The organism is Streptomyces sp. NPDC101194 (assembly GCF_044767885.1).
GTDB lineage: Bacteria > Actinomycetota > Actinomycetes > Streptomycetales > Streptomycetaceae > Streptomyces.
Map to the genome: position 1 here is coordinate 1,157,597 of NZ_JBIWOS010000002.1, position 23,058 is coordinate 1,180,654.

Genomic DNA, 23,058 nt, shown 5'->3' on the forward strand with positions numbered 1-23,058 from the left:
AACGGTCCCGCGAACGGGATCGAATGTTCGGAATGTTGTCAAACGTGCGGGAGTCGGCCCGTGCGGAGGCAGGCGGGCGGCCCCCGTGCGGAGACGCGTTCCCCAGGGGCCGCCGACAGTCGAGTGCGCGGACGCGAGGGGCCGGGACCGGTCGGCCGCCGCGTCCGGGGTCAGTCCGTCGGCCGCTTCAGGCGCGCGACGAACTTGTACCGGTCGCCGCGGTAGACCGAGCGCACCCATTCCACCGGCTCGCCCTGCCCGTCCAGGGAGTGCCGGGACAGCAGCAGCATCGGCAGGCCGACGTCCGTGCCGAGCAGTCCGGCCTCGCGCGGGGTGGCGAGCGAGGTCTCGATGGTCTCCTCGGCCTCGGCCAGCCGGACGTCGTACACCTCGGCCAGCGCGGTGTAGAGCGAGGTGTACTTCACCAGTGAACGGCGCAGCGCGGGAAAGCGTTTGGCCGAAAGGTGCGTGGTCTCGATCGCCATCGGCTCCCCGCTGGCGAGCCGCAGCCGCTCGATCCGCAGCACGCGGCCACCGGCCGTGATGTCGAGCAGCCCGGCGAGCGTGTCGTCGGCCGTGACATAGCCGATGTCCAGTAGCTGGGACGTCGGTTCCAGTCCCTGGGCGCGCATGTCCTCGGTGTACGAGGTGAGTTGGAGGGCCTGCGAGACCTTCGGCTTGGCGACGAAGGTGCCCTTGCCCTGGATGCGCTCCAGCCGGCCCTCGACGACCAGTTCCTGGAGCGCCTGGCGCACGGTGGTGCGCGAGGTGTCGAACTCGGCGGCCAGGGTCCGTTCCGGTGGCACGGGGGTGCCCGGCGGCATGGTGTCCGTCATGTCGAGGAGATGTCGCTTCAGCCGGTAGTACTTCGGGACGCGTGCCGTCCGCGTGGCCGCGCCCGTCTCGTTCTCCGTACTGCCCCCGTCGGCACCCATGGCCCGCCTTCCCGACTGCTGCGTTGCTGCCGTCACCGGCTCCTCCGTCTGTCGCGGCTCACATGGTGGCACGGTCCGGTCACGGCTCGTCGCCCTCCCTCAGGTGTCGGTCCTATAACGGACGCGAGTGCACTTCTTATACACCCTTGACACCCCAAAAGGTCTAGGCCAAGCTCCCGGTGCTGGTCTAAACCATTAAAGACCAGGTCCCAGCCCCAGCAGTACTCGTCGACGGTCTTCGCGGTGGGGAGGGGTTGCAGCATCCCTGAGGAGGGTGGCGTGAAGCGCAAGCTCATCGCGGCGATCGGCGTCGCGGGCATGTTGGTTTCGATCGCGGCGTGTGGTTCGAACGACGACAAGACTTCGTCCAAGGACCCGAAGGACCGTAAGGAGACGCTCACCGTCTGGCTGATGTCGGACGCGCAGAGCACCTGGCCCGAACTGGTCAAGGATGTCAACAGCCAGTTCAAGGCGAAGTACCCGAACGTCAAGGTCAATGTCCAGTACCAGACGTGGGCGGACAAGGCCAAGAAGCTCGACGCCGCTCTGGCCGGTGACAAGTTCCCGGACGTCGTCGAACTCGGTAACACCGAGACCATGACGTACATCCTCAACGGGGCTCTCGGCAAGATCGACCCGAAGAAGTACGAGAACTCGGACACCTGGATCAAGGGTCTGAAGGACACCTGCGCCTTCGAGGGCAAGCAGTACTGTGTGCCCTACTACGCCGGCGCCCGCGTAGCGATCTACAACAAGGACATGTTCAAGGCCGGCACCGGCAAGGACACCCTCCCCGCCACGCAGGACGAGCTGACCGCCGCGCTCGACAAGATCGGTTCGAAGTACGGCAAGGACAAGGCGTTCTCGCCGCTGTACCTGCCGGGCCGTTACTGGTACGCCGCGATGTCCTACGTCGCGGCCGAGGGCGGCCGGATAGCCGAGTACGACGAGGGCAAGAAGGAGTGGAAGTCCACCCTCTCCACCCCCGAGGCCCAGAAGGGCATCACGGACTTCGTCGAGCTGGTCAAGAAGTACAACCACGGAGACAAGACCAAGGACGAGGCGGACCACGCCAACGTCATGGCCAACGAGAAGACCGCGCTTCTCTACGGCAACGGCTGGGAAGCCGGCAGCGTCGTCGACTCCAAGGCGAACGGCAACCCGAAGCTGGAAGGCAAGATCGCCACTGCGGGTATGCCCGGCCCGAACGGCAAGGCCCTTCCCTCCTTCATCGGCGGCTCCGACCTGGCCACCATCTCCAAGTCCAAGATCCAGGATCTCGGCGAGGAGTGGATCTCGATGTTCACCAGCGAGAAGTCCGAAGAGGTGCTCGCTTCCAAGAACATCCTTCCGAACAACACCAAGCAGCTTGAGCCGCTGAAGGCCAAGCCGGAGACCGCGGCCATCGCCAACGCCGTGCCGGACGCCTGGTTCACGCCGATCGCCCCGGGCTGGACGGCGATCGAGAAGAAGGAAACCCTCGAGGTCATGCTGCTCGACATCATCAAGGGCAAGTCGGTCGCGGATGCCACCAAGGCGGCCGACGCGGAGATCGACTCGATGATCAACAAGGAGTCCTGAGCCTCCGGCTCACGGAATCCGAGCCGGTGAGTCCAGGAACCACCGACTCGATTGATCATCTGCGGGGGTGGTAGTCCGAAAGGAGCTGCCATCCCCGTCCTCCGGTACCAGGTCCGAACGGAAGGCCAGCACAGTGAGTGCCGCCGATATGAAAGCAGCCGACCCGCCGGTGTCCGTCCCGCGGGCCCCTGAGGCGACGGAACCTCAGCCTGCGAAGAACGTGAATCGTCCACGGCGGAAGGCCGGCGCTCTGCTGCCGTACCTCCTGATAGCCCCGGCGTTCATCGCGATCGCCGCCGTGTTCGTCTGGCCCTTCATCAAGACGGTCATCATGTCCTTCCAGGACGTGGGCCGCCGTGAGCTGTGGTCGGGGGACGCCGCTCCGTGGGTGGGCTTCGATCAGTTCACCAACATCCTCGGAGACGGCGAGTTCTGGGACGTCGTCTGGCGGACCATCGTCTTCATGGTCGTCTGCGTCGTCGCGACCATGGCCGTCGGCCTGGGCCTCTCCATGCTCATGCAGCGGATGTCCACATGGGTACGGCTCCTGCTGACCGCCGCGCTGGTCGCCGCCTGGTCCATGCCGCTCCTCGTGGCCACCTCCATCTTCCGGTGGTTCGCGGACTCCGACTACGGCGTCCTGAACATGGTGCTGACCAAGTATCTCGGGATCGACGCGCAGGGACACAACTGGTTCCTGGACCCGAAACAGGGCTTCGTCATCATCGGCGCGGTGGTGGTCTGGGGTGCTGTTCCCTTCGTCTCCGTGACCCTGTACGCAGCGCTGACCCAGGTTCCCAAGGAGCTCGAAGAAGCCGCCTCGCTCGACGGAGCCGGCACCTTCGGTATCTTCCGCTTCGTCACCTGGCCCGTCATCAAGCCGGTCTTCCAGATGGTCGCCACCCTGTCCGTGCTCTGGGACTTCAACGTCTTCGGCCAGATCTTCCTGATGCGCGGCAACAAGCCGGAACCCGAGTACTCCGTCCTCGGTATCTACTCGTTCGAGAAGGCATTCGAGTCCAACTCGTTCAGCCAGGGCGCCGCCATCTCACTCATCACGGTCCTGCTGCTGTCCGGCGTCGCCGTGTACTACCTGCGCCAGCTGCTCAAGATCGGAGAGGTCGAGTGAGTACCTCCACCCCCCAGGTCCTCCGCCCGGACCGCAAGAAGAGCCGCATCGGCTACAACATCGCGGGCCTCGTCGCCTTCGTGCTGATGGCGTTTCCGGTCTACTGGCTGATCGTCAGCTCCCTGCGGCCCAACGCCGAGATCCGCAGCTACGACCAGACGCTCTGGCCGACGTCGATCACCTTCGACAACTTCTCCCGGGCCATCAAGCAGCCGAACTTCGGCACGGCCATCGAATCCAGCCTCATCGTGTGCGGCGTCGCCGTCCTCGGCGGCATGCTGCTGGCCACGATCGCGGCCTTCGCCATCGGACGCTTCCGGTTCCGCGGACGCAAGTTCTTCATGATCGTGCTGCTCGTCGTCCAGCTGCTGCCCCCGACAGCCATGCTGATCCCCATCTACATCCAGCTCAACGACCTGGGCGGACTCAACGAGTACTGGGGCGTCATCGTCATCTACCTCGTGTCCACCCTGCCGTTCGCGACGTGGATGATCCGCGGCTTCGTGATCAACATTCCGCAGGAACTGGAAGAGTCGGCCATGGTCGACGGCTGCAGCCGGATGGGAGCGTTCTGGCGCGTCACCTTCCCCCTGCTGGCCCCCGGCCTCGCCGCCGCGTCCATCTTCTCGCTGATCACGGCCTGGAACGAATACCTGCTCGCCTACGTCGTGCTGCAGGACAACGACAAATACACGCTCAACGTGTGGCTGATGAACTTCACCACCTCGCGAGGCATCGACTACGGCGCGCTGATGGCGGCTTCGACGCTGATCGCCATCCCGGTCGTGGCCTTCTTCCTGCTGGTCCAGAAGTACATGGCGACCGGCCTCACCTCCGGCGCCGTGAAGGGATAACGCTGCCTCATGACCACCCTGATATCCGCCACGGACACCGTCACCCGCGACGCCCTCGCCGTACTGCAGCCCGGATTCACCGGCACCACCGCCCCGGACTGGGTGCTGCGCAGGGTCGACGAAGGACTCGCCTCCGTCGCCCTCTTCGGCCGCAACATCCGTACGGCCGAGCAGGTCGCCGCGCTCACCGCCCAGCTCAGGGCCGGGCGTGACGACCTCCTCGTGGCCATCGACGAGGAGGGCGGCGACGTCACCCGCCTCGAAGTGCGCACCGGCTCCTCCTTCCCCGGCAACCTCGCGCTCGGCCATGTCGACGACGTGGAGCTGACCCGCTCGGTCGCCCAGGAGCTGGGCCGCCGGCTCGCCGAGTGCGGCGTCGACCTCAACTGGGCGCCGTCCGCGGACGTCAACTCCAACCCGGGCAACCCGGTCATCGGTGTGCGGTCGTTCGGCGCCGACCCCCGGCTCGTGGCCCGGCACACCGCCGCGTACGTCGAAGGCCTCCAGGCCGCCGGAGTCGCCGCCTGCGCCAAGCACTTCCCCGGTCACGGCGACACCGCGATCGACTCGCACCACGCGCTGCCGCGCATCGACGTGGACCTGGAGACCCTGCACGCCCGTGAGCTCGTGCCCTTCAGGGCGGCCGTCGCCGCGGGTTCCAAGTGCGTGATGAGCGCGCACATCCTGCTGCCGGCGCTCGACCCGGACCGCCCCGGAACCGTGAGCCCGCGGATCCTCACCGGTCTGCTGCGCGAGGAGATGGGCTACGACGGCCTGATCGTCACCGACGCCGTGGAGATGCAGGCCATCGCCGGGACGTACGGCATCGAGCGCGGCTCCGTCCTCGCGATCGCCGCCGGAGCCGACGCCCTGTGCGTCGGTGGCGGTCTCGAGGACGACGGCACGGTGCAGCGGCTGCGCGACGCGCTGGTCGCGGCGGTACGCAGCGGTGAACTCGCAGAGGAGCGTCTCGCGGACGCCGCCGCACGGGTACGTGCCCTCGCGGCCTGGACGCGGGGGGCCCGGGACCGGGCCGGCTCGGAGCCAGGTGCGGCAGCGCAGGAGGGGACCGCGCCCGGCACCGGAATCCGTTCTGACATCGGCCTGGTCGCCGCCCGCCGCGCGGTGCGGGTCACCGGTTCCGCCGAGCCGCTGACCGAGGCCGCGTACGTCGCCGCGTTCACCTCGGCGTCGAACATCGCGGTCGGCGACGAGACCCCGTGGGGCGTCGCCGCGGAGCTGGGCCGGCTGCTGCCGGGCACGGAGACCGGCACGTACAGCAGCGAGACCGAGGAGCCCGTGGCAGCCGTGCTGCGGGCCGCGGGGGAGCGGCGCGTCGTCGTGGTCGTCCGCGACGCCCACCGCCACGCGTGGATGACGGAGGCCCTCGACGTCCTGGTGGCGGAGCGCCCCGACACGGTGGTGGTCGAGATGGGCGTCCCGCAGGCGGCCCCCCGGGGCGCCCTGCACATCGCCACCCACGGCGCGGCCCGCGTCTGCGGACTGGCGGCCGCGGAGATCATCACCGCCGGTACGGGCCACCCCCGGGCCTGAGTACGGGACGGGACGAGGGGCCGCAGCACACCTCCCCGCCGGGCCGGATCGAGCCCGCCCGGCGGGGAGGACGCCCGTTCCCGCGGCCGCGCCTCCACGCACCGCGAGGGCGGTGGCCGAGGACGCCCGCGGGACACGCGTCGGCATACGAGAGGGCCGGGGCGCACCCTTGGTCGGGTGCGCTCCGGCCCTCTCCCGCGTCAGCGACGATCGGGGTCTTCCGTCCGGATCGTGCCGGACCCCGCGAGCCCGTCACGATCCGAACGGGAGGCCCTAAATGCCCTGCCACGGCGGCTTCGACGCGTACGTGGCGCGGAAGTAGTCCGCCAGCTTCAGCTTCGACGCCGCGGCCTCGTCCACCACCACCGTCGCGTGCGGGTGCAGTTGCAGCGCGGAAGCGGGCACGATCGAGGCGACGGGACCCTCGACCGTCTGCGCCACGGCCTCGGCCTTGCCCTCGCCGGTGGCGAGCAGGATCGGGTGCCGGGACTCCAGGATGGTGCCGATGCCCTGGGTGATCACATGGTGCGGCACCTGCGTGATGTCGTCGTCGAAGAAGCGCGCGTTGTCGATCCGGGTCTGCTCGGTGAGCGTCTTGATCCGGGTGCGGGAGGCGAGCGAGGAGCACGGCTCGTTGAAGCCGATGTGCCCGTCCGTGCCGATACCGAGGAGCTGCAGGTCCACCCCGCCGGCCTCGGCCAGCGCCCGGTCGTACGCCTGGCAGGCGGCCGGGATGTCCTCGGCGGAGCCGTCGGGGCCCATGAAGGAGGCCTCCGACAGACCGAGCGGTTCGACGACCTCGCGCAGCACCACGGAGCGGTAGGACTCGGGGTGGCCCGCCGGCAGCCCGACGTACTCGTCCAGCTGGCAGATCCGGGCGCGCGAGGCGTCCACGGCGCCGGAACGGACCTTGGCCGCCAGGGCCTGGTAGATGGGCAGTGGGGTAGAGCCGGTGGCAACGCCGAGGAGGGCGTCGGGCTTGCGGCTCAGCAGCGCGCCGATGGCTTCTGCGATGAGTTCGCCGCCTGCCTTGGCGTCCGGGACGATGACAACTTCCACGCGGGGCCTGCCGATCTGGAGAATTGAATCATGTGGTATAGACCAATCGAGGTCCAATCTAGCAGAACCCGACGGCGCGGACACGATGGCCGTGCCCGTCCCGGCCGCACCCCGCTGGCGGGCGTCCGGTTCCCCGTGGTCGACTGGGGCGAACAGCGTTCCTGACGCACCGGAACACTCCTGGGAGGCTCGACATGCCCACCACGTCATCGTCCGAGGAGCGCGAGAAGCCGGGCCGGATCATGTCCGGCGAGATGGCCGAACAGCCCGGAGTGCTGCGCCGGATCCTCGACGAGGGAGCCCCCGCGATCCTCGAGGTGGCCGCCGGGATCGCGGCACGGAAGCCGCGCTTCGTCCTCCTCACCGCCCGCGGTACGTCGGACAACGCCGCGCTCTACGCCAAGTACCTGTTGGAGATCCGGCTCGGTCTGCCCTGCGGGCTCGCCTCCATGTCCACCACGACCGCGTACGGCGCGAAGCCCGACCTCAGGGACGTGCTGGTCGTCACCGTCAGCCAGTCCGGCGGCTCGCCCGACCTGGTGGCCTCCACCCGGGCCGCCCGCGAGGCCGGCGCGATCACGCTGGCCGTCACCAACAACCGGGATTCGCCGCTGGCCGCCGTCTCCGAGTACCACATCGACATCCTCGCGGGCCCGGAGAAGGCCCTCCCGGCCACCAAGACCTACACGGCGTCGCTGCTGTCCCTCTACCTCTTCGTGGAGGGCCTGAGCGGCGGCGACGGTGCGGCCGCCGCGATCCTGCCGGAGCGGGCCGAGTCGATCCTGGCCCGAAAGGACGAGGTCAGGGCGCTGGCCGCGCGCTACCGCTTCGCCGAGCGCATGGTCATCACCTCGCGCGGCTACGGCTACCCCACGGCCAAGGAGGCCGCGCTGAAGCTGATGGAGACCAGCTACATCCCCGCTCTCTCCTATTCCGGCGCCGATCTGCTGCACGGGCCGCTCGCCATGGTCGACAACATCTCCCCGGTGATCGCGGTCGTCACCGACGGCCGGGGCGGCGAGGCGCTCCAGCCGGTCCTGGACCGGCTGCGCGGCCGTGGCGCGGATCTGTTCGTGGTCGGCCCCGAGGCCCAGGTGGCCGCGGCGTCCGCCGGCTTCGTGCTGCCGACGGCCGGGGTCGCCGAAGAGGTCCAGCCGATCCTGGAGATCCTGCCGCTGCAGCTGCTGGCGTACGAGGTGACGATCGCCCGTGGCCAGGACCCGGACGCGCCCCGCGCGCTGGCCAAGGTCACCGAGACCCGCTGATCGCGGAACGGGCCCGAGGAACACCCGCGGGCCACGGCGCCGGATCGGGACCCTCAGCCCGTCCGGCACCGCAGCCCGGAGTTGCTCGGCCGGCGGTGTGCGGTGCCCCCGGCCGGGGAGAGGTGCTCGCGCAGTCAGGGCAGAGAGCGCGGGTACCTCGATCCACTCTCCTGTGCGGGGAGAGCGGAAGCTCTGTCTTGAGCATTGTGGACTAGACCATTCGCCCGTGTCCATCCGTCGGAGCACCGCAATTTCCGGGTCTCCTCCTCTGACACGTACGCCCGGGGCGTACGGTTCGGAGCCATTGCCCATCCGCGGGTACGCTCGCACACGTGCCCTCCATGAACGACCTCGTCCGCCAGCACACAGCCCTCAGCGACACCGACCTGGAGTGGCTGCACCTGCTGGTCTCGGAGTGGCAGCTGCTCTCCGACCTGTCCTTCGCCGACCTCGTGCTGTGGGTCCCCACCCGGGACGGCACCCGCTACGTGTCCGTGGCCCAGATGCGGCCCAACACCGGCCCCACCTCCTACCAGGACGACATGGTCGGCCACTTGGTGCCACGCGGCCGCCGTCCCCTGCTCGACGCGGCGCTGGACGAGGGCCGGATCGTGCGCGAAGGCGACCCGGAGTGGCGCGAGGAGGTGCCGGTGCGGGTCGAGTCGATCCCGGTGCGGCGCGAGGGCCGGGTCCTCGGCGTCATCGCCCGCAACACCAACCTCCTGACCGTCCGTACACCGTCCCGGCTGGAGCTCACCTACCTCCAGTCGGCCTCCGACCTGGCTCAGATGATCGCTGCCGGGGCCTTCCCGTTCCCCGGCCAGCAGGTCGACATGGACGCGTCGCCGCGCGTCGGCGACGGGCTGATCAGGCTCGACGCCGACGGGGTCGTCCAGTACGCCAGCCCCAACGGCCTCTCCGCCTACCACCGCCTCGGCCTCGCCTCCGACCTGGTCGGCCAGCATCTGGGCGGGATCACCGCCGAGCTCGCCCCCTCCCGGGGCCCGGTGGACGAGGCCCTGGTCAAACTCGCCAGCGGCTACGCGCCCCGGGAGTTCGAGGTCGAGTGCGCGGGCGGGGTGATCCAGCTCCGGGCGATTCCGCTCAAGCCCAAGGGCGTCCGGATCGGCTCCCTGGTCCTGCTCCGGGACGTCACCGAACTGCGTCGCCGCGAGCGGGAGTTGATCACCAAGGACGCCACCATCCGGGAGATCCACCACCGGGTGAAGAACAACCTCCAGACCGTTGCCGCCCTGTTGCGGCTCCAGGCCCGTCGGATGGACTCGGTGCGAGGCCGTGAGGCGCTCAACGAGGCGGTACGGCGCGTCGGTTCGATCGCCATCGTGCATGAGACGCTGTCCCAGAATCTGGACGAGCGGGTGGAGTTCGACGAGATCGCCGACCGGGTCATCGCGATGGTCGCCGAGATCTCGCCGGGCAAGGTCACCTGCCGCCGGACGGGACGCTTCGGCATCCTCGACGCCGAGGTGGCCACCCCGCTGGCGATGGTGCTCACCGAGGTCCTGCAGAACGCGCTGGAACACGCCTTCACCCTCGCCGAGTCCGGCACGGTGGAGGTGTCGGCGGTGCGCGGCGGTTCCTCCGCCGAGACACGGTTGCTGATCACGGTTCAGGACGACGGCTGCGGTCTGCCCGAAGGCTTCGACCCGCAGCGTGCCGGCAACCTGGGGCTGCAGATCGTGAGGACGCTGGTGGAGGGCGAGTTGGGCGGCACCTTCGGAATGATCCCGGCCCCCGAGCGCGGCACCAGAGTCGTCCTCGACATCCCGGTCCGGGCCGAGAAGTAGCCCAGGCCGCGACCGGCGCGAACACAGCAGTGAGCCCGGACCGTTGATCACGGTCCGGGCTCACTGTTCATGCATGCGCTTCGGGGGGTACTGCGCGCTGCGACTCGGGGGCGGGGTTGTGCGTACGCGCTGTACGCGCCGCCTGGCTGAGGCTCGTAGCGGTGGCGTCGGATCAGGCGCTGGCGTTACGCGCCCGGTTGCGAGCGGCACGGCGCTTCATGGCGCGGCGCTCGTCCTCACTGAGGCCACCCCAGACGCCGGAGTCCTGGCCGGACTCGAGCGCCCACTGCAGGCACTGCTCCATGACGGGGCAGCGACGGCAGACGGCCTTGGCTTCCTCGATCTGCAGCAGCGCAGGACCGGTGTTGCCGATGGGGAAGAACAGCTCGGGGTCTTCCTCACGACAAACGGCGTTGTGACGCCAGTCCATGGCTGCTACCTCTCCTTGGTATTACATACTGTTGCTTGTGAATGTGAACGCTTTCACGAATCCCCCCGCAGTCAACGGGCCGACGCCCAGATGAACTGGTTGTGGTCCTGTGGATTGAGGAGGGGTTCTGGCTCTCAGTGGAGGCCGTTGTTGCGGGCCGTCCCGATCGCCATGTAGAGATTCGCAAACCTCGGCGGCGGATACAACCCCTTCTGGAAACTTTTTTTTGATTCCTCGGTGTCGACTAGGTCACAGCCGTACTTCTATGGGGTGGAGTCCAGCCCAAACGTTCGAGTTAAAGGACTTTGGTCTCTTCCACTCACACAATCACACGCAGTGCACGGCGTACGCCTGTGAACGTCACACTGGTGCGCACTCCCAGATGGTCGCCGTCCATCTGAAAGGGCAGCGGCGCCTTTGAATGCAAGGTGAAGTCCGTGAGGTCATGGAGTGAAACCGCGTGCTTCCCGGACGGGCCCTTCTCGGGGCTCGAAGTGAGCAGCTGGGTGCCGTACCGGGCCACTGCCGGGGTGGAGAGCCGCTTCAGTCCGAGTACGTCCAGGCCGGTGTCGAACGTGGCCTTCGGGGACGCGTACAGCGGGCGATTCCCCAGGTAGGTCCAGGGCGCCGTGTTGGAGATTATCGACAGTGAAAGATCGGTCACGGGCGGTTGCCCGGGCGTCTCCAGTGTGATTGCCCCGTGTCTGCGGTGCGGTTCCTCCAGGAATTGCCGGACGACCTGGCGGACATAGAGCGCGTGCGTGGAGCGCTTACCCGATTCGCGTTTCTGTTCGACCCGGCCGACCACGCCCGCGTCGAATCCGAGTCCGGCGCAGAAAGTGAACCAGCGTTCCGGGGCCGCCTCGTCGGGGGTGCCGGGGGTGCCGGCCGCCAGTCCCAGGCCGACCGTGCGTTCGGTCCGGTTGGCGAGCGCGTCCAGGATCGCGCCGGTCGCCTCCACCGCGTCGTTGGGCAGGCCGAGGGCGCGCGCGAAGACATTGGTGGAACCGCCGGGGACCACCGCGAGGCTCGGCAGGTTGTCCAGGTCGGGGCCGTTGTGGAGCAGACCGTTGACGACCTCGTTGACCGTGCCGTCGCCGCCCAGGGCGACCACCAGGTCGATCTCCCCGGAGTCCGCGGCCCGTCGGCCCAGGTCCCGGGCGTGGCCCCGGTACTCGGTGGTCACGGCCTCCAGCTTCATCTCGCTGGCCAGCGCGTGGATGAGCACATCACGCGTCCGCGCACTGGTGGTGGTAGCAGCTGGATTGACCACAAGGAGTGCGCGCATGACGGCCAGACTACCTACCGCGTGGTATCGCTCTGAAGTCCTGCCCCATGGCCTTCACGCTCGGTGACGGATCGGGTGCGGTGGGGCGGGGGGCGCTCGTCCGTTCCCGTACGAATCCGACCCCCGGCTTCGCTTTCGCGGTGCCGGGATGCCAACCTGCAAGGGTGAGTACTCAGCAGAACGCGCCCTCCGAGCCGCCCTCCGAGCCGGATCCGGAGTCGCCCGCACCCTCGGTCGGACCGGCGAAGCCGAGCAGGATCACGCTCGTGGCCGGACTCAACGCCCTGGAAGGGGCGGCGCTCGTCGCCGGCGGGATCTACATGCTGGTGATGGGGTTGCTGGGGCGCCCCGAGAGCCCGCAGCAGGCGGAGATGGGCGGCCTCACACTGATCGCGCTCGGCCTGATCCCGCTGATCGCCGCGCGTGGCCTGCTGCTGCGGCGCAGCTGGAGCCGCGGCCCCGCGCTCATCACGCAGATCATCGGGCTTCCGGTCGCCTGGACCCTGCTGAGGTCCCACGGTGTCCTGATCCCGGCCGGGATCGTCCTCGCGGCGGTGGTCCTGACGGCGCTCTATCAGTTGGTCAGGCCGACGACGATCGACGAACTGGGCATTCGCCGACCGGGCACCACACCGGACGCCTAGGGGTCTTTCGTCCGGATCATGCCGGACTCGCGGGGGCCGGTGCCGCGCCTCGCGGCGTCCCGGTCGCACGTGTGACGGACCGCCCCGCCGTGGCGGGGACGCACGGGCCGATGGTCCGGCCGCCGCCCGCCGGGACGCATGAGCGGGCCGTCGCACCGCGACTGTCACGCGCGAGACCCGGCCGTCGAACCCGATCGCCCGGCCACCGCCTGCCGGGCGGGCACGAGCCGCTGCCCGTGCCCGGCCGCGCCACGCCCGAGCCGACCGTCCCGCGGCGACTGCCCGGCGCACGGAGTCGGCGTCCGCTTCGACACCGCGCGCAGGCGTCGGACGCTCGCCCTACTCCTCGACGAGCAACCGCTCACGCAGCTGTGCCAGGGTGCGGGCCAGCAGTCGTGAGACGTGCATCTGCGAGATGCCGACCTCCTGGGCGATCTGCGACTGGGTCATGTTGCCGAAGAACCGCAGCAGCAGGATCCGCTTCTCACGCGGCGGCAGGTCCTCCAGCAGCGGTTTGAGCGACTCCCGGTACTCGACACCCTCCAGTGCCTCGTCCTCGGAGCCCAGGGTGTCCGCCACCGCGGGGGACTCGTCGTCCGTGTCCGGCACGTCCAGCGAGAGCGTGCTGTATGCATTGGCCGATTCCAGGCCCTCCAGGACCTCTTCCTCGGAGATGCCCAGCCGCTCCGCCAGCTCGTGCACCGTCGGCGAGCGGCCGTGCTGCTGGGAGAGTTCGGCGGTGGCCGTGGTGAGCGAGAGTCGCAGCTCCTGGAGCCGGCGCGGTACCCGGACCGCCCAGCCCTTGTCACGGAAGTGGCGCTTGATCTCGCCGACGACCGTGGGTGTCGCGTACGTCGAGAACTCGACGCCCCGGTCCGGGTCGAACCGGTCGACCGACTTGATCAGCCCGATCGTGGCGACCTGGGTCAGGTCGTCCAGCGGCTCGCCGCGATTGCGGAACCGGCGGGCCAGGTGCTCCACGAGCGGCAGGTGCATCCGCACCAGCCGATTGCGCAGCTCCGCCTTCTCGGCCGATCCGTCGGGGAGCGCGCGCAGTTCGACGAACAGCGCCCGCGCCCCGCTGCGGTCGTGTGGATCGTGGTGCTCGTGCTCGCTCATCTGGCCTGCCCGCTCCGCCTGCGACTGCTCCAACGCGACCGTGGGGCCCACAGGCCCGTCCGCCCCGTCCTCCGGATGGGGCAGGGCCTGCTGCTCCGGGATGCCCGCTGCGCGCACCACCCCTGGTCGGATCGTCTCGTCCCGCACAGGACCGTCCCCGTTCCCGTTGCTCACGCCGGCCCGGGTCCCGCGCCGCGCTGTTTGTACAGGCTGATGCTGACCGTGCGGTCGTCGGCGACCGAGGAGTCGACCTTGCCGGCCAGTGCGGAGAGCACCGTCCAGGCGAAGGTGTCGCGTTCCGGCGCCCGGCCGTCCGTCGTCGGCGCCGACACCGTCACCTCGAGAGAATCCTCGATGAGCCGGAAGACGCAGCTGAGGACGGAGCCCGGCACGGCCTGCTGGAGCAGGATCGCGCAGGCCTCGTCGACGGCGATGCGGAGATCCTCGATCTCGTCGAGTGTGAAGTCCAAGCGCGCTGCGAGACCGGCCGTGGCCGTACGCAGCACTGACAGGTAGGCACCCGCAGCGGGCAGCCGGACCTCTACGAAGTCCTGATTCCCGGGCTCGCCTGCGATCTGGGACACCCTCACCTCCAAGGTGGCACAAACTCTTTCGAGGGTCCGGGAAGGGTGCCCCGGAGCCATGCGGTACGTCTTCGGTTCTGGTCCGGCGACGCTATCGCGATCCATGATGCCGTGTCGCCGGGCCCCGAGGGCTGCCCGCGGATCGCGAACGGACGGCCCCGGCCCACGACTGTCACTCATGGTAAGCCCATGAGTACACACGGTGGATAGGGGTCTGTCGAGGCCAATTACGAACAACCGGCGCCGGATTGACGTACCCGGACGTCAGACGATCGAACCGTCCTCGAAGCACCAGCGCCAGCTTTCGCCGGGCTCGAAGCTCCGCATCACCGCGTGACCGGTCTCCTTGAAGTGGGCGGTGGCGTGCTGCAGCGGAGACGAATCGCAGCAGCCGACATGGCCGCAGACCAGACAGAGTCGCAGCTGTACCGGATGGGTGCCCGCCGCGAGGCAGCCGGTACAGGTCCTGCTGAGCGGGGCCGGCTCGGGGCGCGGCAGTTCGGACAGGTGCGGGCAGTCACTCATGATTGTCAGGTTACGACGGATGCGAGGACCGTGAGATGGACGCATTGCCGCTGGTGGCACTGGTCGCGGCCAGTGCGGCCGTCGCGGGGGCGGCACGCCGCACCCCCGTGCCGGCCCCCCTTCTGCTGGTCGCGGCGGGGCTGATCGCCTCGTACCTGCCCGGGGTGCCGACGTACACCCTGGACGCGCACGTCGTGCTGCCCCTGCTGCTGCCGCCGTTGCTCTACACGGCGGCGGTCGACAGCTCGTACCTCGATCTGCGGGCCAATCTCCGGCCGGTCGCGCTGCTCTCCGTCGGCTACGTGCTGTTCGCGACCGTGGCGGTCGGCTGGCTCGCGTACCGCCTCGTGCCCGATCTGCCGCCCACCGCCGCCTTGGTGCTCGGCGCGGTGGTCGCCCCGCCGGACGCCGTCACGGCCGCCGCGATCGCCCGCCGGGTCGGACTGCCCGCCCGGGTCACGACGATCCTGCAGGGCGAGTCCCTGGTGAACGACGCCACCGCGATCACCGCCTACAAGGTGGCGCTCGCCGCCGCCGTCGGCGAGGGCATGAGCTGGGGCGCCGGGATCGGCGAGTTCCTCCTCGCGGCCGTCGGCGGCGTGGTGGTCGGTCTGGCGCTGATGGTGCCGCTGCACTGGCTCCGTACGCACCTCAAGGAAGCGCTGCTGCAGAACACGCTGTCCCTGCTGATCCCCTTCGTGGCGTACGCCGCGGCGGAACGCGTGCACGCCTCCGGGGTGCTCGCCGTGGTCGTCGTCGCGCTCTATCTGGGCCACCGGGCCTGGCAGGTCGACTTCGCGACCCGGCTCCAGGAGGCGGCCGTCTGGAAGATGGTCGCGTTCATCCTGGAGTCCGCGGTCTTCGCGCTGATCGGGCTCCAGTTGCCCTTCGTGCTGAAGGGGCTCGGTACGTACGCGGTGGCGGACGCGCTCTGGTACGCGGTCGCCGTGTTCCTCGCCGTCGTCGTGGTCCGCTTCGCCTGGGTCTTCCCGGCGACCTATCTGCCCAGGTGGCTGTCGAAACGGATCAGGGAGCGCGAGCCCGACACCGACTGGACGGCGCCGCTGATCGTCGGCTGGGCAGGGATGCGCGGGGTCGTCTCGCTCGCCATCGCCTTCTCGATCCCGGTGGTCATGGCCGACGGAAAGGCATTCCCGGCCCGCGACCTGGTGCTGTTCCTGACCTTCACCACCGTCATCGGCACCCTCGTCATTCAGGGGCTCAGCCTGCCACCACTGGTGCGTGTCCTCAAGCTTCCGGCGCCCGACGCGACGGCGCAGACGCTGGCGGAGGCGCAGGCGCAGAGCGAGGCGTCCACGGCCGCCGAGGCACGCCTGGAGGAGCTTCTGACCGACCGGCGCAACGCCCTGCCGGGTCCGCTCGCCGACCGCCTCCGCACTGTCCTGGAGCGCCGCCGCAACGCCGTGTGGGAGCGCCTGGGCGCCGCCAACCCGGTGACCGGGGAGTCGGCGGACGACACGTACCGGCGTCTGGCCGGGGAGATGATCGAAGCCGAGCGCGAGGTCTTCGTACGGCTGCGGGACGAGCGGCGGATCGACGACGAGATGCTCCGCACGCTGCTCAGACGGCTCGACCTGGAGGAGGCGGCGGCCTACCGGGAGGAGTCGGGCGCGCCCTGACGGGGGCGTCCGGAGCCGTCCGTCCGGATCGGGCCGGATCAGGCACCGGGGCGCGGAGCCCCGTCCGATCCGGACGAAAGACCCTGGGGCCGGCCGGTGACGACGGCCGCGACCGTGGTTCCCGGGGGGAAGGCGCCCTCCTCGGTGAGCGTGGTGAGCGCGTACAGCAGCTTGGCGACGTAGAGCCGCTCGACGGGCAGTCCGTGCAGCTGCTCGAAGTCGTCCGCGAAGGCGTGCAGCGGCGGGGGCGTACGGGCGTATCCGCCGAAGTGGAAGCGTTCGTCCAGGGACCAGGACCCGGCCGTCCCGCCGAACGCCTCCTGCTGCAGTTCGCGTACCGCGTCGCCGAGGAAACCGCCGCGCAGCACGGGGACGCCGAGGGCGCGCTGCCCCGGTGCGAGACCGGCGGCGAGACCGGCGAGGGTGCCGCCGGTACCGCAGGCCACCGCGACCACATCGGCCCTGCCGCGCAGCTCTTGGCCCAGCTCCGTGCAGCCCTGTGCGGCCGCGGCGTTGCTCCCGCCCTCCGGGATGACACAGCACTCCCCGTACGTGCTCAGCAGTCCTGCCAGGACCTCCGGATCGGCCTTCGCGCGGTACGTCCCGCGGTCCATGAAATGCAGGGTCATCCCGTCGGCGGCGCACCGGGCCAGCGAGGGGTTGAGCGGGCGGTCGGCGAGTTCGTCGCCGCGTACGACCCCGACGGTGGGGAAGCCGAGCAGCCGCCCGGCGGCGGCGGTGGCCCGCAGATGGTTGGAGTACGCGCCCCCGAAGGTCAGTACGGTGCGCCCGGCGGCGGCCCGCAGATTGGGGGCGAGTTTGCGCCATTTGTTGCCCGGGAGATCGGGGTGGATCAGATCGTCCCGCTTGAGCAGCAGCCGCACGCCGCGGCGCGCGAAGCGTTCGTCCTCGGCCGGTTGCAGAGGTGACGGGAGCACCGGCCGCAGGCGGGACAGGTCGAGCGCTTCGAAAGACATGACGTCATTGTCGTCGTGCCGCACCGGACCGGGCCGGAAGGGGGCGGGTACGGGCCACTTCGGGCGGTCCCGGATCCCGGCCTCGTCGCCGGAGGGGAGGCGCTTCCCGGCGACGGCGGCGCGCAGTGCGTCGTCGCCGGGTCCGGCGTGGTCGGCCCTGTCGCAGCCGGGTTCAGTCCTGCGCGAGCCACAGGTCGGGACCGAAGACCTCGTAGTGGATGTCGGCTGCCGGGATCCCCTTGGCCAGCAACTGACCGCGCACGGTGCGCATGAAGGGCAGCGGACCGCAGAGGTAGGCGTGGGTGCCCGGGGCGATCGCGAAGTCGCTCAGGTCGACCAGTCCGGTGCGGTCGGCGCGGTGGCCGGGCACCGGGTTCTCGTACCAGAAGTGGGCGGCGGCGTCGGGGAGTTTGTCGGTCAGCAGGGCGTGGTCCGTGCGCAGCGCGTGGTCGGCGGGGGAGCGGTCGCCGTGCACGACGGTGACCGGGGCGCGGTGGCCGGTCGCCGCGAGGTGCTCCAGCATCGAGAGCATCGGGGTACAGCCGATGCCCGCGGAGGCGAGCAGCAGCGGGGCGTCCGCGGAGTCGAGTACGAGGTCGCCGTACGGGGCGGAGACCCGCAGCCGGTCACCGGCTCCGACCTCGGCGTGGAGGTGGCGGGAGACCTCGCCGTCGGGCGATCCACCGCCGTGCACCCGCTTGACGGTGATCGAGCGCAGCGGCGAGCCCGGGGCGCTGGAAAGGCTGTACTGACGGATCTGGTGGGCGCCGTCGGGGAGTTCCACCTGCACGGAGACGTACTGACCGGGGCTGAAGGCGGGGGCGGGGGAGCCGTCGGCCGGTCGGAGCTGGAAGGTGGCGACGTCCGGGGTCTCCTCGACCCGGGCGACCACCTCCCACTCGCGCCACACGTCCCCGGCGACGATGCCGCGCTGCGCGTACAGCCGCTCCTCGATCGAGATCAGGGCGCCCGCCATCAGCCAGTAGACCTCGTCCCAGGCGGCGGCGACCTCCGGGGTGACCGCGTCGCCGAGGACCTCGGCGATGGCGGCGAACAGATGTGTGTGCACGATGTCGTACTGCGCGGGGGTGATGCCGAGCGAGGCGTGCTTGTGGGCGATCCGGCCGAGCATCACGTCGGGTCGGGTGTCCGGCTGCTCGACCAGCAGGGTCGCGAAGGCGGCGATGGAGCCCGCGAGAGCCTGGCGCTGGGCGCCGGACGCCTGGTTGCCGCGGTTGAAGAGGTCGCGCAGCAACTCGGGGTGGGCGTCGAAGAGCTTGCGGTAGAAGAGATCGGCGATGTCCCCGATGGCCGCCCCCACGGCGGGGAGGGTGGCGCGGACAGTGGCGGTCGACGTCTCGGAGAGCATCTGCGGACTCCTGAATCTAGAATTGGTATGTGAGATTCTTATTTTTGGACAGCGTGGAACCAGGCGGTGGCGCCCGTGGTGTGGTGTGCGGTGGCCCGGCCGCGGATCAGTCGGGGGCCGGGCGGCGGCTGCTGATGCCGATCAGCAGCGGTCCGGTGGGGGAGGCGACGAGTTCGGTGACGGTGATCGGGTCGAGCGAGGCGTAGAAGGCCTCCTCGGCCAGGCGCAGCGCGCCGCGCAGTCTGCAGGCCGCGCGCAGGGGGCAGGGGACGGATCCCTCGCAGTCGACGACGTCACCGGGTCCTTCGAGCTCCCGGACGAGTGCGCCGATGGAGGCGGACCGGCCCGCTCCGGTGAGACTGAGTCCGCCGCCGCGGCCCCGGCGTGCCTCGATGAGGCCGAGATGCTGGAGCTTGGCGACGACCTTGGCGGTGTGGGTGTACGGCACCTCCATGGTGGCCGCCACCTCCCGCGTGGTCGGCGGATCCTCGTTCTTCACGACGGCGAGGCGCATCAGTACGCGCAGTGCCACGTCGGTGAATCTCGTCAGCCGCATGACGGTCACGCTAGATAACTTGCATCGAAGATGCAAGTTAATGCCGCCCGTCGGCATCGCTGAGCGTCGTGCCCAGCCCAAAGCCCGATTAGTCGCACTCATTTGTGTAATGGCGTGCCGACTCTCCGTGCTGAAAGGCTTCTTCGCGCAGGTCGACCAATGATCGAAAGGGCGTCACATGTCCGTTGGTGAAGAGGTTCAGAACGAGCCGGTGCCGCCGCAGCAGAGTCTGGGCACGGCGGCGGCGCGGAACCTCGCGACGACCACCAAGTCCGCTCCGCAGATGCAGGAGATCAGCTCGCGGTGGCTGCTGAAGATGCTGCCGTGGGTGCAGGTCCAGGGCGGCACGTACCGGGTGAACCGCAGGCTGAGTCACTCGGTGGGGGACGGCCGGGTGACCTTCGTGCAGACCGGTGACCGGGTCGCGGTCGTTCCTGCCGAGCTCGGAGAGCTTCCGGCTCTGCGGGACTTCGGTGACGAAGAGGTGCTCGGTGAGCTCGCACGGCGGTGTGAGCAGCGCGACATCGCCGCAGGCCGGGTGCTGGCCACCACCGGGGACGCGGCGGACCGCGTCTTCCTGCTGGCGCACGGCAAGGTCGAGAAGGTCGGCACCGGCCGGTACGGGGACGAGACGGTGCTCGGGGTCCACGCCGACGGGGCCTACTTCGGCGACCACGCCCTGATCGACGGCGACGCCGTGTGGGAGTACACCGCCCGCGCCGTCACCGACTGCAAGGTGCTGACGCTCCGGCGGGCGGACGTGCTCAACCTCGCCGAGCGCGCGGGCTCGCTCCGCGCCCATCTCGCCGGACTGCTCAGCGTCCCGCGGCAGCGCACCAACAAGTACGGCGAGGCGGAGATCGACCTCTCCGCAGGCCATGTCGGCGAGGCCGTCGTCCCGCACACGTACGTCGACTACGAGGCGGCGCCGCGCGAGTACGAACTGAGCGTCGCCCAGACCGTGCTGAAGGTCCACAGCCGGGTCGCCGACCTCTACAACCAGCCGATGAACCAGACCGAGCAGCAGTTGCGGCTCACGGTCGAGGCGCTGCGCGAGCGCCAGGAGCACGAGCTGATCAACAACCGCGAGTTCGGTCTGCTCAACAACTGCGACTACGGGCAGCGCCTCCAGCCGCACGACGGGGTGCCCGGCCCCGACGACATGGACGAGCTGCTCTCGCGCCGCCGCGGCTCGAAGCTCTTCCTCGCCCACCCGAAGGCCATTGCCGCATTCGGCCGCGAGTGCAACAAGCGCGGTCTGGTGCCGGAGACCGTGGACGTCGGCGGACACCGTGTACCGGCCTGGCGGGGCGTACCGATCTTCCCGTCCAACAAGATCCCGGTCGGCGATGCCGGGACCACGTCGATCATCTGCATGAGGACGGGCGAGGACGAGCAGGGTGTCATCGGACTCCACCAGACCGGCATCCCGGACGAGATCGAGCCCAGTCTGTCCGTCCGCTTCATGGGCATCGACGAGCAGGCGATCATCTCCTACCTGGTGACGGCCTACTACTCCGCGGCCATCCTCGTACCGGACGCTCTCGGCGTGCTGGAAAACGTCGAGGTCAGCCGCCGGCGGTAGACCCCCGGGGCCCGGACGCCGGTGTCCGGGCCCCGTCAACCCCCGCCACCGGGCAGCCGTGCCCGGGGCGCCTCGGGAGGACGTCCCAGTGAAGACCCATCACGCACCCCCATCCCCCACCCCCCGGGCCCCGGGGGACGACGATCCGGCCGCCCGGTCCCTCCGGGGCCCGGAGGCCACGGCACCCCTCCCGGCCGCGCAGGGGCAGGAGGCCGCGGCCCTCCTCGAACAGGCCCGGGCCCTCGTCGACCCCCAACTGCGCGCCGCCGTCGAGTCCTTGCCCGGATCGCTGCGCCGGGTGGCGATGTACCACTTCGGCTGGCAGGAGGCCGACGGCACCCCGTCCGCGGCGCGGGCCGGCAAGGCGATCAGACCCGCGCTCGTCCTCGCGGCCGCCCGCGCGCTCGGCGGCGATCCGCAACGGGCGGTACGGGCCGCCGTCGCAGTGGAGCTGGCGCACAACTTCACCCTGCTGCACGACGACATCATCGACGAGGACCGGACCCGTCGGCACCGGCCCACCGCCTGGGCGGTCTTCGGCATCCCGGACGCGGTCGTCACCGGCGACGCCATGCTCGCGCTCGCCCAGCGGCTGCTGGCAGAGGACACGGACCCGGCCTCGGCCCGAGCCTCGGCGAGGCTCTCGGCCTGTGTCATCGAGCTGTGCGCGGGCCAGCAGGCCGACTGCGCCTTCGAGGACCGGGGTCCGGACGAGGTGTCGCTCGACGAATGCCTGACCATGGCCACTGCCAAGACGGGCGCGCTGCTCGGCTGCGCCTGTGCGCTGGGAGCCCTGTACGCCGGCGCGGAGGAGCGGGCGGTCGGCGCGATGGACGGCTTCGGCCGGGAGGCCGGTCTCGCCTTCCAGCTCATCGACGATCTGATCGGTATCTGGGGGGATCCGGCACAGACCGGGAAGCCGGTCGGGGCGGATCTCGTCGCCCACAAGAAATCCCTGCCCGTGGTCGCGGCACTGACCTCCGCCACCCCCGCGGCGGCCGAACTCGCCGAGCTCTACCGGGGATCCATGAACACACCCGACGAGGTCGGCCGCGCCGCCGACGCCGTCGAGCGGGCCGGCGGCCGGGACTGGGCGCAGATCGGCGCCGCGGACCGGATGGCCCGCGCGGTCCACCACCTGTCCCGGGCGGTATCCGACCTGGCCCCGGCCGGCGACCTCCTGACCCTGGCGGAGTTCGTCACCCGCCGGACGCACTGAACCGGAGGCATGGGGCCGGGCGCACCGAGCCGGACGCGCCGGGCCGGACGCGCCGGGCCGGACGCGCCGGGCCGGGGCGGAGAGGAGGAGGCGGGACGCGTGACGGCAGCGGAGGCGGTACCCCGAAGAGGAGCGGACGGCGCGGAGCGAGGAAGGGGACGGTGGAAGGGAGAACGGAGCAAGGAGCCGAGGTCACAAGGCCCGTGAGGTGAAGAGGAGGGCGACCGGGCGACTGTCATGGGCACGGGCTACAGTCCGTGCCCATGACAGATGAGTCATGGGCAGGGTGGTACCGGGACCGGCAGGGTTCCGATGCGGTCATCCTCACCACCGACGGACAGCAACTCCGCCTCCGGACCAGGGGCATCGACTTCGAGGGGGAGAGCTTCGACGGCCTCGCCCCGGTGGCCGGCACTCCACCGGCCGACGGCCTGTTCGCCCTGGTGGACGGTGCGTTGGGCGACTGCGTCCTGGAGTGGGACCTGCCGCTCCCGGTCCTCTGGGACGAAGTCGTCCACCAGGCCACGCTCAGCTGCCTGTTGTCGCTGCGTCGCCCCGATCCGTACCTCCACCTGGAGCTGCAGTTCGGCGGGGCTGCCTACGGATCCCACCGCGCGGAGAGCGACTTCGCGTCCGCCCTCGCCACGATCCAGCGGGCCCTGCCGCCCGGGGTGCGCCTCCAGACCTGCATCGCCTGCGCGTTCTCCGACTACTTCCCGGCCCCCGGCCGGGGTCTTTCCGGCGGTCTCGCATGCTTCCGGGGCGCCAAGGACGCCTACCGCGGAGCAGCCGGTGAGGGCGATGTCGTGGACCTGTGGGACCGGCGCACCGGCTTCGTCCAGGAGATCTGGAGCTGCCGCGAGTACGAGCCCCGCCCGGACCGGGGCGCCGGCACCGGCCACCGGGGCGCGTTCCCGCTGGAGCTGGCCTGACCCTC

The 23,058-nt window shown here is 70.1% G+C and carries 21 protein-coding genes; 11 read left to right on the forward strand and 10 right to left on the reverse strand.

What is annotated here, in order from left to right; genetic code table 11:
* Nucleotides 1-170: 170 nt before the first annotated feature.
* Entirely contained in the window at nucleotides 171-935 is a 765-nt protein-coding gene (locus tag ACIRP2_RS11975; protein ID WP_404249476.1) for a GntR family transcriptional regulator, read from the reverse strand.
* A 279-nt stretch (nucleotides 936-1,214) separates the two neighbouring features.
* Here ACIRP2_RS11975 and ACIRP2_RS11980 point away from each other — a divergent pair, with 279 nt between their 5' ends.
* The 4 genes from ACIRP2_RS11980 (at nucleotide 1,215) to ACIRP2_RS11995 (ending at nucleotide 6,053) form a co-directional block, all read left to right on the forward strand.
* Nucleotides 1,215-2,516 (forward strand): sugar ABC transporter substrate-binding protein, encoded by a 1,302-nt coding sequence (locus ACIRP2_RS11980; RefSeq protein WP_404248980.1) that lies wholly within the window; start codon nucleotides 1,215-1,217, stop codon nucleotides 2,514-2,516.
* Nucleotides 2,517-2,649: 133 nt separating this feature from the next.
* Nucleotides 2,650-3,645, forward strand: coding sequence for a carbohydrate ABC transporter permease (locus ACIRP2_RS11985; protein ID WP_404248982.1), 996 nt, complete (start codon nucleotides 2,650-2,652; stop codon nucleotides 3,643-3,645).
* Nucleotides 3,642-4,499, forward strand: a complete 858-nt coding sequence (locus ACIRP2_RS11990) for a carbohydrate ABC transporter permease (protein ID WP_404248984.1) — start codon at nucleotides 3,642-3,644, stop codon at nucleotides 4,497-4,499. The genes ACIRP2_RS11985 and ACIRP2_RS11990 overlap by 4 nt, the downstream gene beginning before the upstream one ends.
* 9 nt (nucleotides 4,500-4,508) lie before the next feature.
* Nucleotides 4,509-6,053, forward strand: a complete 1,545-nt coding sequence (locus tag ACIRP2_RS11995) for a glycoside hydrolase family 3 protein (RefSeq protein WP_404248986.1) — start codon at nucleotides 4,509-4,511, stop codon at nucleotides 6,051-6,053.
* 273 nt (nucleotides 6,054-6,326) lie between these two features.
* Here the strand turns inward: ACIRP2_RS11995 and nagB are convergent, their stop codons facing one another.
* On the reverse strand, nucleotides 6,327-7,112 hold the full coding sequence (nagB, locus tag ACIRP2_RS12000) for a glucosamine-6-phosphate deaminase (RefSeq protein WP_404248988.1): 786 nt from the start codon (nucleotides 7,110-7,112) through the stop codon (nucleotides 6,327-6,329).
* Between the two features lie 194 nt (nucleotides 7,113-7,306).
* On the opposite strand from nagB, the gene ACIRP2_RS12005 reads away from it, so the two are divergent.
* Nucleotides 7,307-8,377 (forward strand): SIS domain-containing protein, encoded by a 1,071-nt coding sequence (locus tag ACIRP2_RS12005; protein ID WP_404248990.1) that lies wholly within the window; start codon nucleotides 7,307-7,309, stop codon nucleotides 8,375-8,377.
* Nucleotides 8,378-8,718: 341 nt separating this feature from the next.
* Complete coding sequence (locus ACIRP2_RS12010) at nucleotides 8,719-10,185, forward strand: histidine kinase N-terminal domain-containing protein (protein WP_404249478.1); 1,467 nt, start codon at nucleotides 8,719-8,721, stop codon at nucleotides 10,183-10,185.
* 172 nt (nucleotides 10,186-10,357) lie between these two features.
* On the opposite strand, the gene ACIRP2_RS12015 is transcribed toward ACIRP2_RS12010, so the two are convergent.
* Both ACIRP2_RS12015 and ACIRP2_RS12020 read right to left on the reverse strand, forming a co-directional pair.
* Nucleotides 10,358-10,615: a WhiB family transcriptional regulator gene (locus ACIRP2_RS12015; protein WP_003953983.1), complete on the reverse strand. Its 258-nt coding sequence runs from the start codon at nucleotides 10,613-10,615 to the stop codon at nucleotides 10,358-10,360.
* 319 nt (nucleotides 10,616-10,934) lie between these two features.
* The gene (locus ACIRP2_RS12020; RefSeq protein WP_404248992.1) at nucleotides 10,935-11,903 is read right to left on the reverse strand and encodes a diacylglycerol/lipid kinase family protein; all 969 of its coding nucleotides are present in this window, start codon (nucleotides 11,901-11,903) and stop codon (nucleotides 10,935-10,937) included.
* A 266-nt stretch (nucleotides 11,904-12,169) separates the two neighbouring features.
* Between ACIRP2_RS12020 and ACIRP2_RS12025 the strand changes: the two genes are divergently transcribed.
* Nucleotides 12,170-12,547 (forward strand): hypothetical protein, encoded by a 378-nt coding sequence (locus ACIRP2_RS12025; RefSeq protein WP_404249480.1) that lies wholly within the window; start codon nucleotides 12,170-12,172, stop codon nucleotides 12,545-12,547.
* Between the two features lie 339 nt (nucleotides 12,548-12,886).
* Here the strand turns inward: ACIRP2_RS12025 and ACIRP2_RS12030 are convergent, their stop codons facing one another.
* The 3 genes from ACIRP2_RS12030 to ACIRP2_RS12040 all read right to left on the reverse strand — a co-directional run bounded on the left by ACIRP2_RS12030 (nucleotide 12,887) and on the right by ACIRP2_RS12040 (nucleotide 14,775).
* Entirely contained in the window at nucleotides 12,887-13,840 is a 954-nt protein-coding gene (locus tag ACIRP2_RS12030) for an RNA polymerase sigma factor SigF (protein WP_404248994.1), read from the reverse strand.
* Nucleotides 13,837-14,250 carry an anti-sigma regulatory factor gene (locus ACIRP2_RS12035; RefSeq protein ID WP_073781878.1) on the reverse strand — a complete coding sequence of 138 codons (414 nt, stop codon included), beginning with the start codon at nucleotides 14,248-14,250 and terminating at the stop codon, nucleotides 13,837-13,839. Before ACIRP2_RS12035 ends, ACIRP2_RS12030 begins: the two co-directional genes overlap by 4 nt.
* A gap of 264 nt (nucleotides 14,251-14,514) precedes the next feature.
* Nucleotides 14,515-14,775, reverse strand: a complete 261-nt coding sequence (locus ACIRP2_RS12040; protein WP_404248996.1) for a UBP-type zinc finger domain-containing protein — start codon at nucleotides 14,773-14,775, stop codon at nucleotides 14,515-14,517.
* Nucleotides 14,776-14,810: 35 nt separating this feature from the next.
* Between ACIRP2_RS12040 and ACIRP2_RS12045 the strand changes: the two genes are divergently transcribed.
* A complete protein-coding gene (locus ACIRP2_RS12045; protein ID WP_404248998.1) occupies nucleotides 14,811-16,415 on the forward strand; it encodes a Na+/H+ antiporter in 1,605 nt (534 codons plus the stop codon).
* Nucleotides 16,416-16,453: 38 nt separating this feature from the next.
* Here the strand turns inward: ACIRP2_RS12045 and ACIRP2_RS12050 are convergent, their stop codons facing one another.
* The 3 genes from ACIRP2_RS12050 to ACIRP2_RS12060 all read right to left on the reverse strand — a co-directional run bounded on the left by ACIRP2_RS12050 (nucleotide 16,454) and on the right by ACIRP2_RS12060 (nucleotide 19,317).
* A complete protein-coding gene (locus ACIRP2_RS12050) occupies nucleotides 16,454-17,392 on the reverse strand; it encodes a 1-aminocyclopropane-1-carboxylate deaminase/D-cysteine desulfhydrase (RefSeq protein ID WP_404249000.1) in 939 nt (312 codons plus the stop codon).
* Nucleotides 17,393-17,564: 172 nt separating this feature from the next.
* Nucleotides 17,565-18,761, reverse strand: a complete 1,197-nt coding sequence (locus ACIRP2_RS12055) for a globin domain-containing protein (protein WP_404249002.1) — start codon at nucleotides 18,759-18,761, stop codon at nucleotides 17,565-17,567.
* Between the two features lie 106 nt (nucleotides 18,762-18,867).
* A complete protein-coding gene (locus ACIRP2_RS12060; RefSeq protein WP_404249005.1) occupies nucleotides 18,868-19,317 on the reverse strand; it encodes an RrF2 family transcriptional regulator in 450 nt (149 codons plus the stop codon).
* A 178-nt stretch (nucleotides 19,318-19,495) separates the two neighbouring features.
* Here ACIRP2_RS12060 and ACIRP2_RS12065 point away from each other — a divergent pair, with 178 nt between their 5' ends.
* The 3 genes from ACIRP2_RS12065 (at nucleotide 19,496) to ACIRP2_RS12075 (ending at nucleotide 23,053) form a co-directional block, all read left to right on the forward strand.
* A complete protein-coding gene (locus tag ACIRP2_RS12065; RefSeq protein WP_404249007.1) occupies nucleotides 19,496-20,902 on the forward strand; it encodes a family 2B encapsulin nanocompartment shell protein in 1,407 nt (468 codons plus the stop codon).
* Between the two features lie 88 nt (nucleotides 20,903-20,990).
* A complete protein-coding gene (locus ACIRP2_RS12070) occupies nucleotides 20,991-22,121 on the forward strand; it encodes a family 2 encapsulin nanocompartment cargo protein polyprenyl transferase (RefSeq protein WP_404249009.1) in 1,131 nt (376 codons plus the stop codon).
* A gap of 263 nt (nucleotides 22,122-22,384) precedes the next feature.
* Nucleotides 22,385-23,053, forward strand: coding sequence for a DUF6304 family protein (locus ACIRP2_RS12075; RefSeq protein ID WP_404249011.1), 669 nt, complete (start codon nucleotides 22,385-22,387; stop codon nucleotides 23,051-23,053).
* The last annotated feature ends 5 nt before the right edge of the window (nucleotides 23,054-23,058 follow it).

Excerpts from the sequence above, each read along its gene's own strand:
- ACIRP2_RS11975 (WP_404249476.1), bottom strand. The coding sequence starts at position 935 with ATGGGTGCCGACGGGGGCAGTACGGAGAACGAGACGGGCGCGGCCACG.
- ACIRP2_RS11995 (WP_404248986.1), top strand. The coding sequence starts at position 4,509 with ATGACCACCCTGATATCCGCCACGGACACCGTCACCCGCGACGCCCTC.
- ACIRP2_RS12005 (WP_404248990.1), top strand. The coding sequence starts at position 7,307 with ATGCCCACCACGTCATCGTCCGAGGAGCGCGAGAAGCCGGGCCGGATC.
- ACIRP2_RS12010 (WP_404249478.1), top strand. The coding sequence starts at position 8,719 with ATGAACGACCTCGTCCGCCAGCACACAGCCCTCAGCGACACCGACCTG.
- ACIRP2_RS12015 (WP_003953983.1), bottom strand. The coding sequence starts at position 10,615 with ATGGACTGGCGTCACAACGCCGTTTGTCGTGAGGAAGACCCCGAGCTG.
- ACIRP2_RS12020 (WP_404248992.1), bottom strand. The coding sequence starts at position 11,903 with ATGCGCGCACTCCTTGTGGTCAATCCAGCTGCTACCACCACCAGTGCG.
- ACIRP2_RS12040 (WP_404248996.1), bottom strand. The coding sequence starts at position 14,775 with ATGAGTGACTGCCCGCACCTGTCCGAACTGCCGCGCCCCGAGCCGGCC.
- ACIRP2_RS12045 (WP_404248998.1), top strand. The coding sequence starts at position 14,811 with ATGGACGCATTGCCGCTGGTGGCACTGGTCGCGGCCAGTGCGGCCGTC.
- ACIRP2_RS12050 (WP_404249000.1), bottom strand. The coding sequence starts at position 17,392 with ATGTCTTTCGAAGCGCTCGACCTGTCCCGCCTGCGGCCGGTGCTCCCG.
- ACIRP2_RS12055 (WP_404249002.1), bottom strand. The coding sequence starts at position 18,761 with ATGCTCTCCGAGACGTCGACCGCCACTGTCCGCGCCACCCTCCCCGCC.
- ACIRP2_RS12060 (WP_404249005.1), bottom strand. The coding sequence starts at position 19,317 with ATGCGGCTGACGAGATTCACCGACGTGGCACTGCGCGTACTGATGCGC.
- ACIRP2_RS12065 (WP_404249007.1), top strand. The coding sequence starts at position 19,496 with ATGTCCGTTGGTGAAGAGGTTCAGAACGAGCCGGTGCCGCCGCAGCAG.
- ACIRP2_RS12075 (WP_404249011.1), top strand. The coding sequence starts at position 22,385 with ATGACAGATGAGTCATGGGCAGGGTGGTACCGGGACCGGCAGGGTTCC.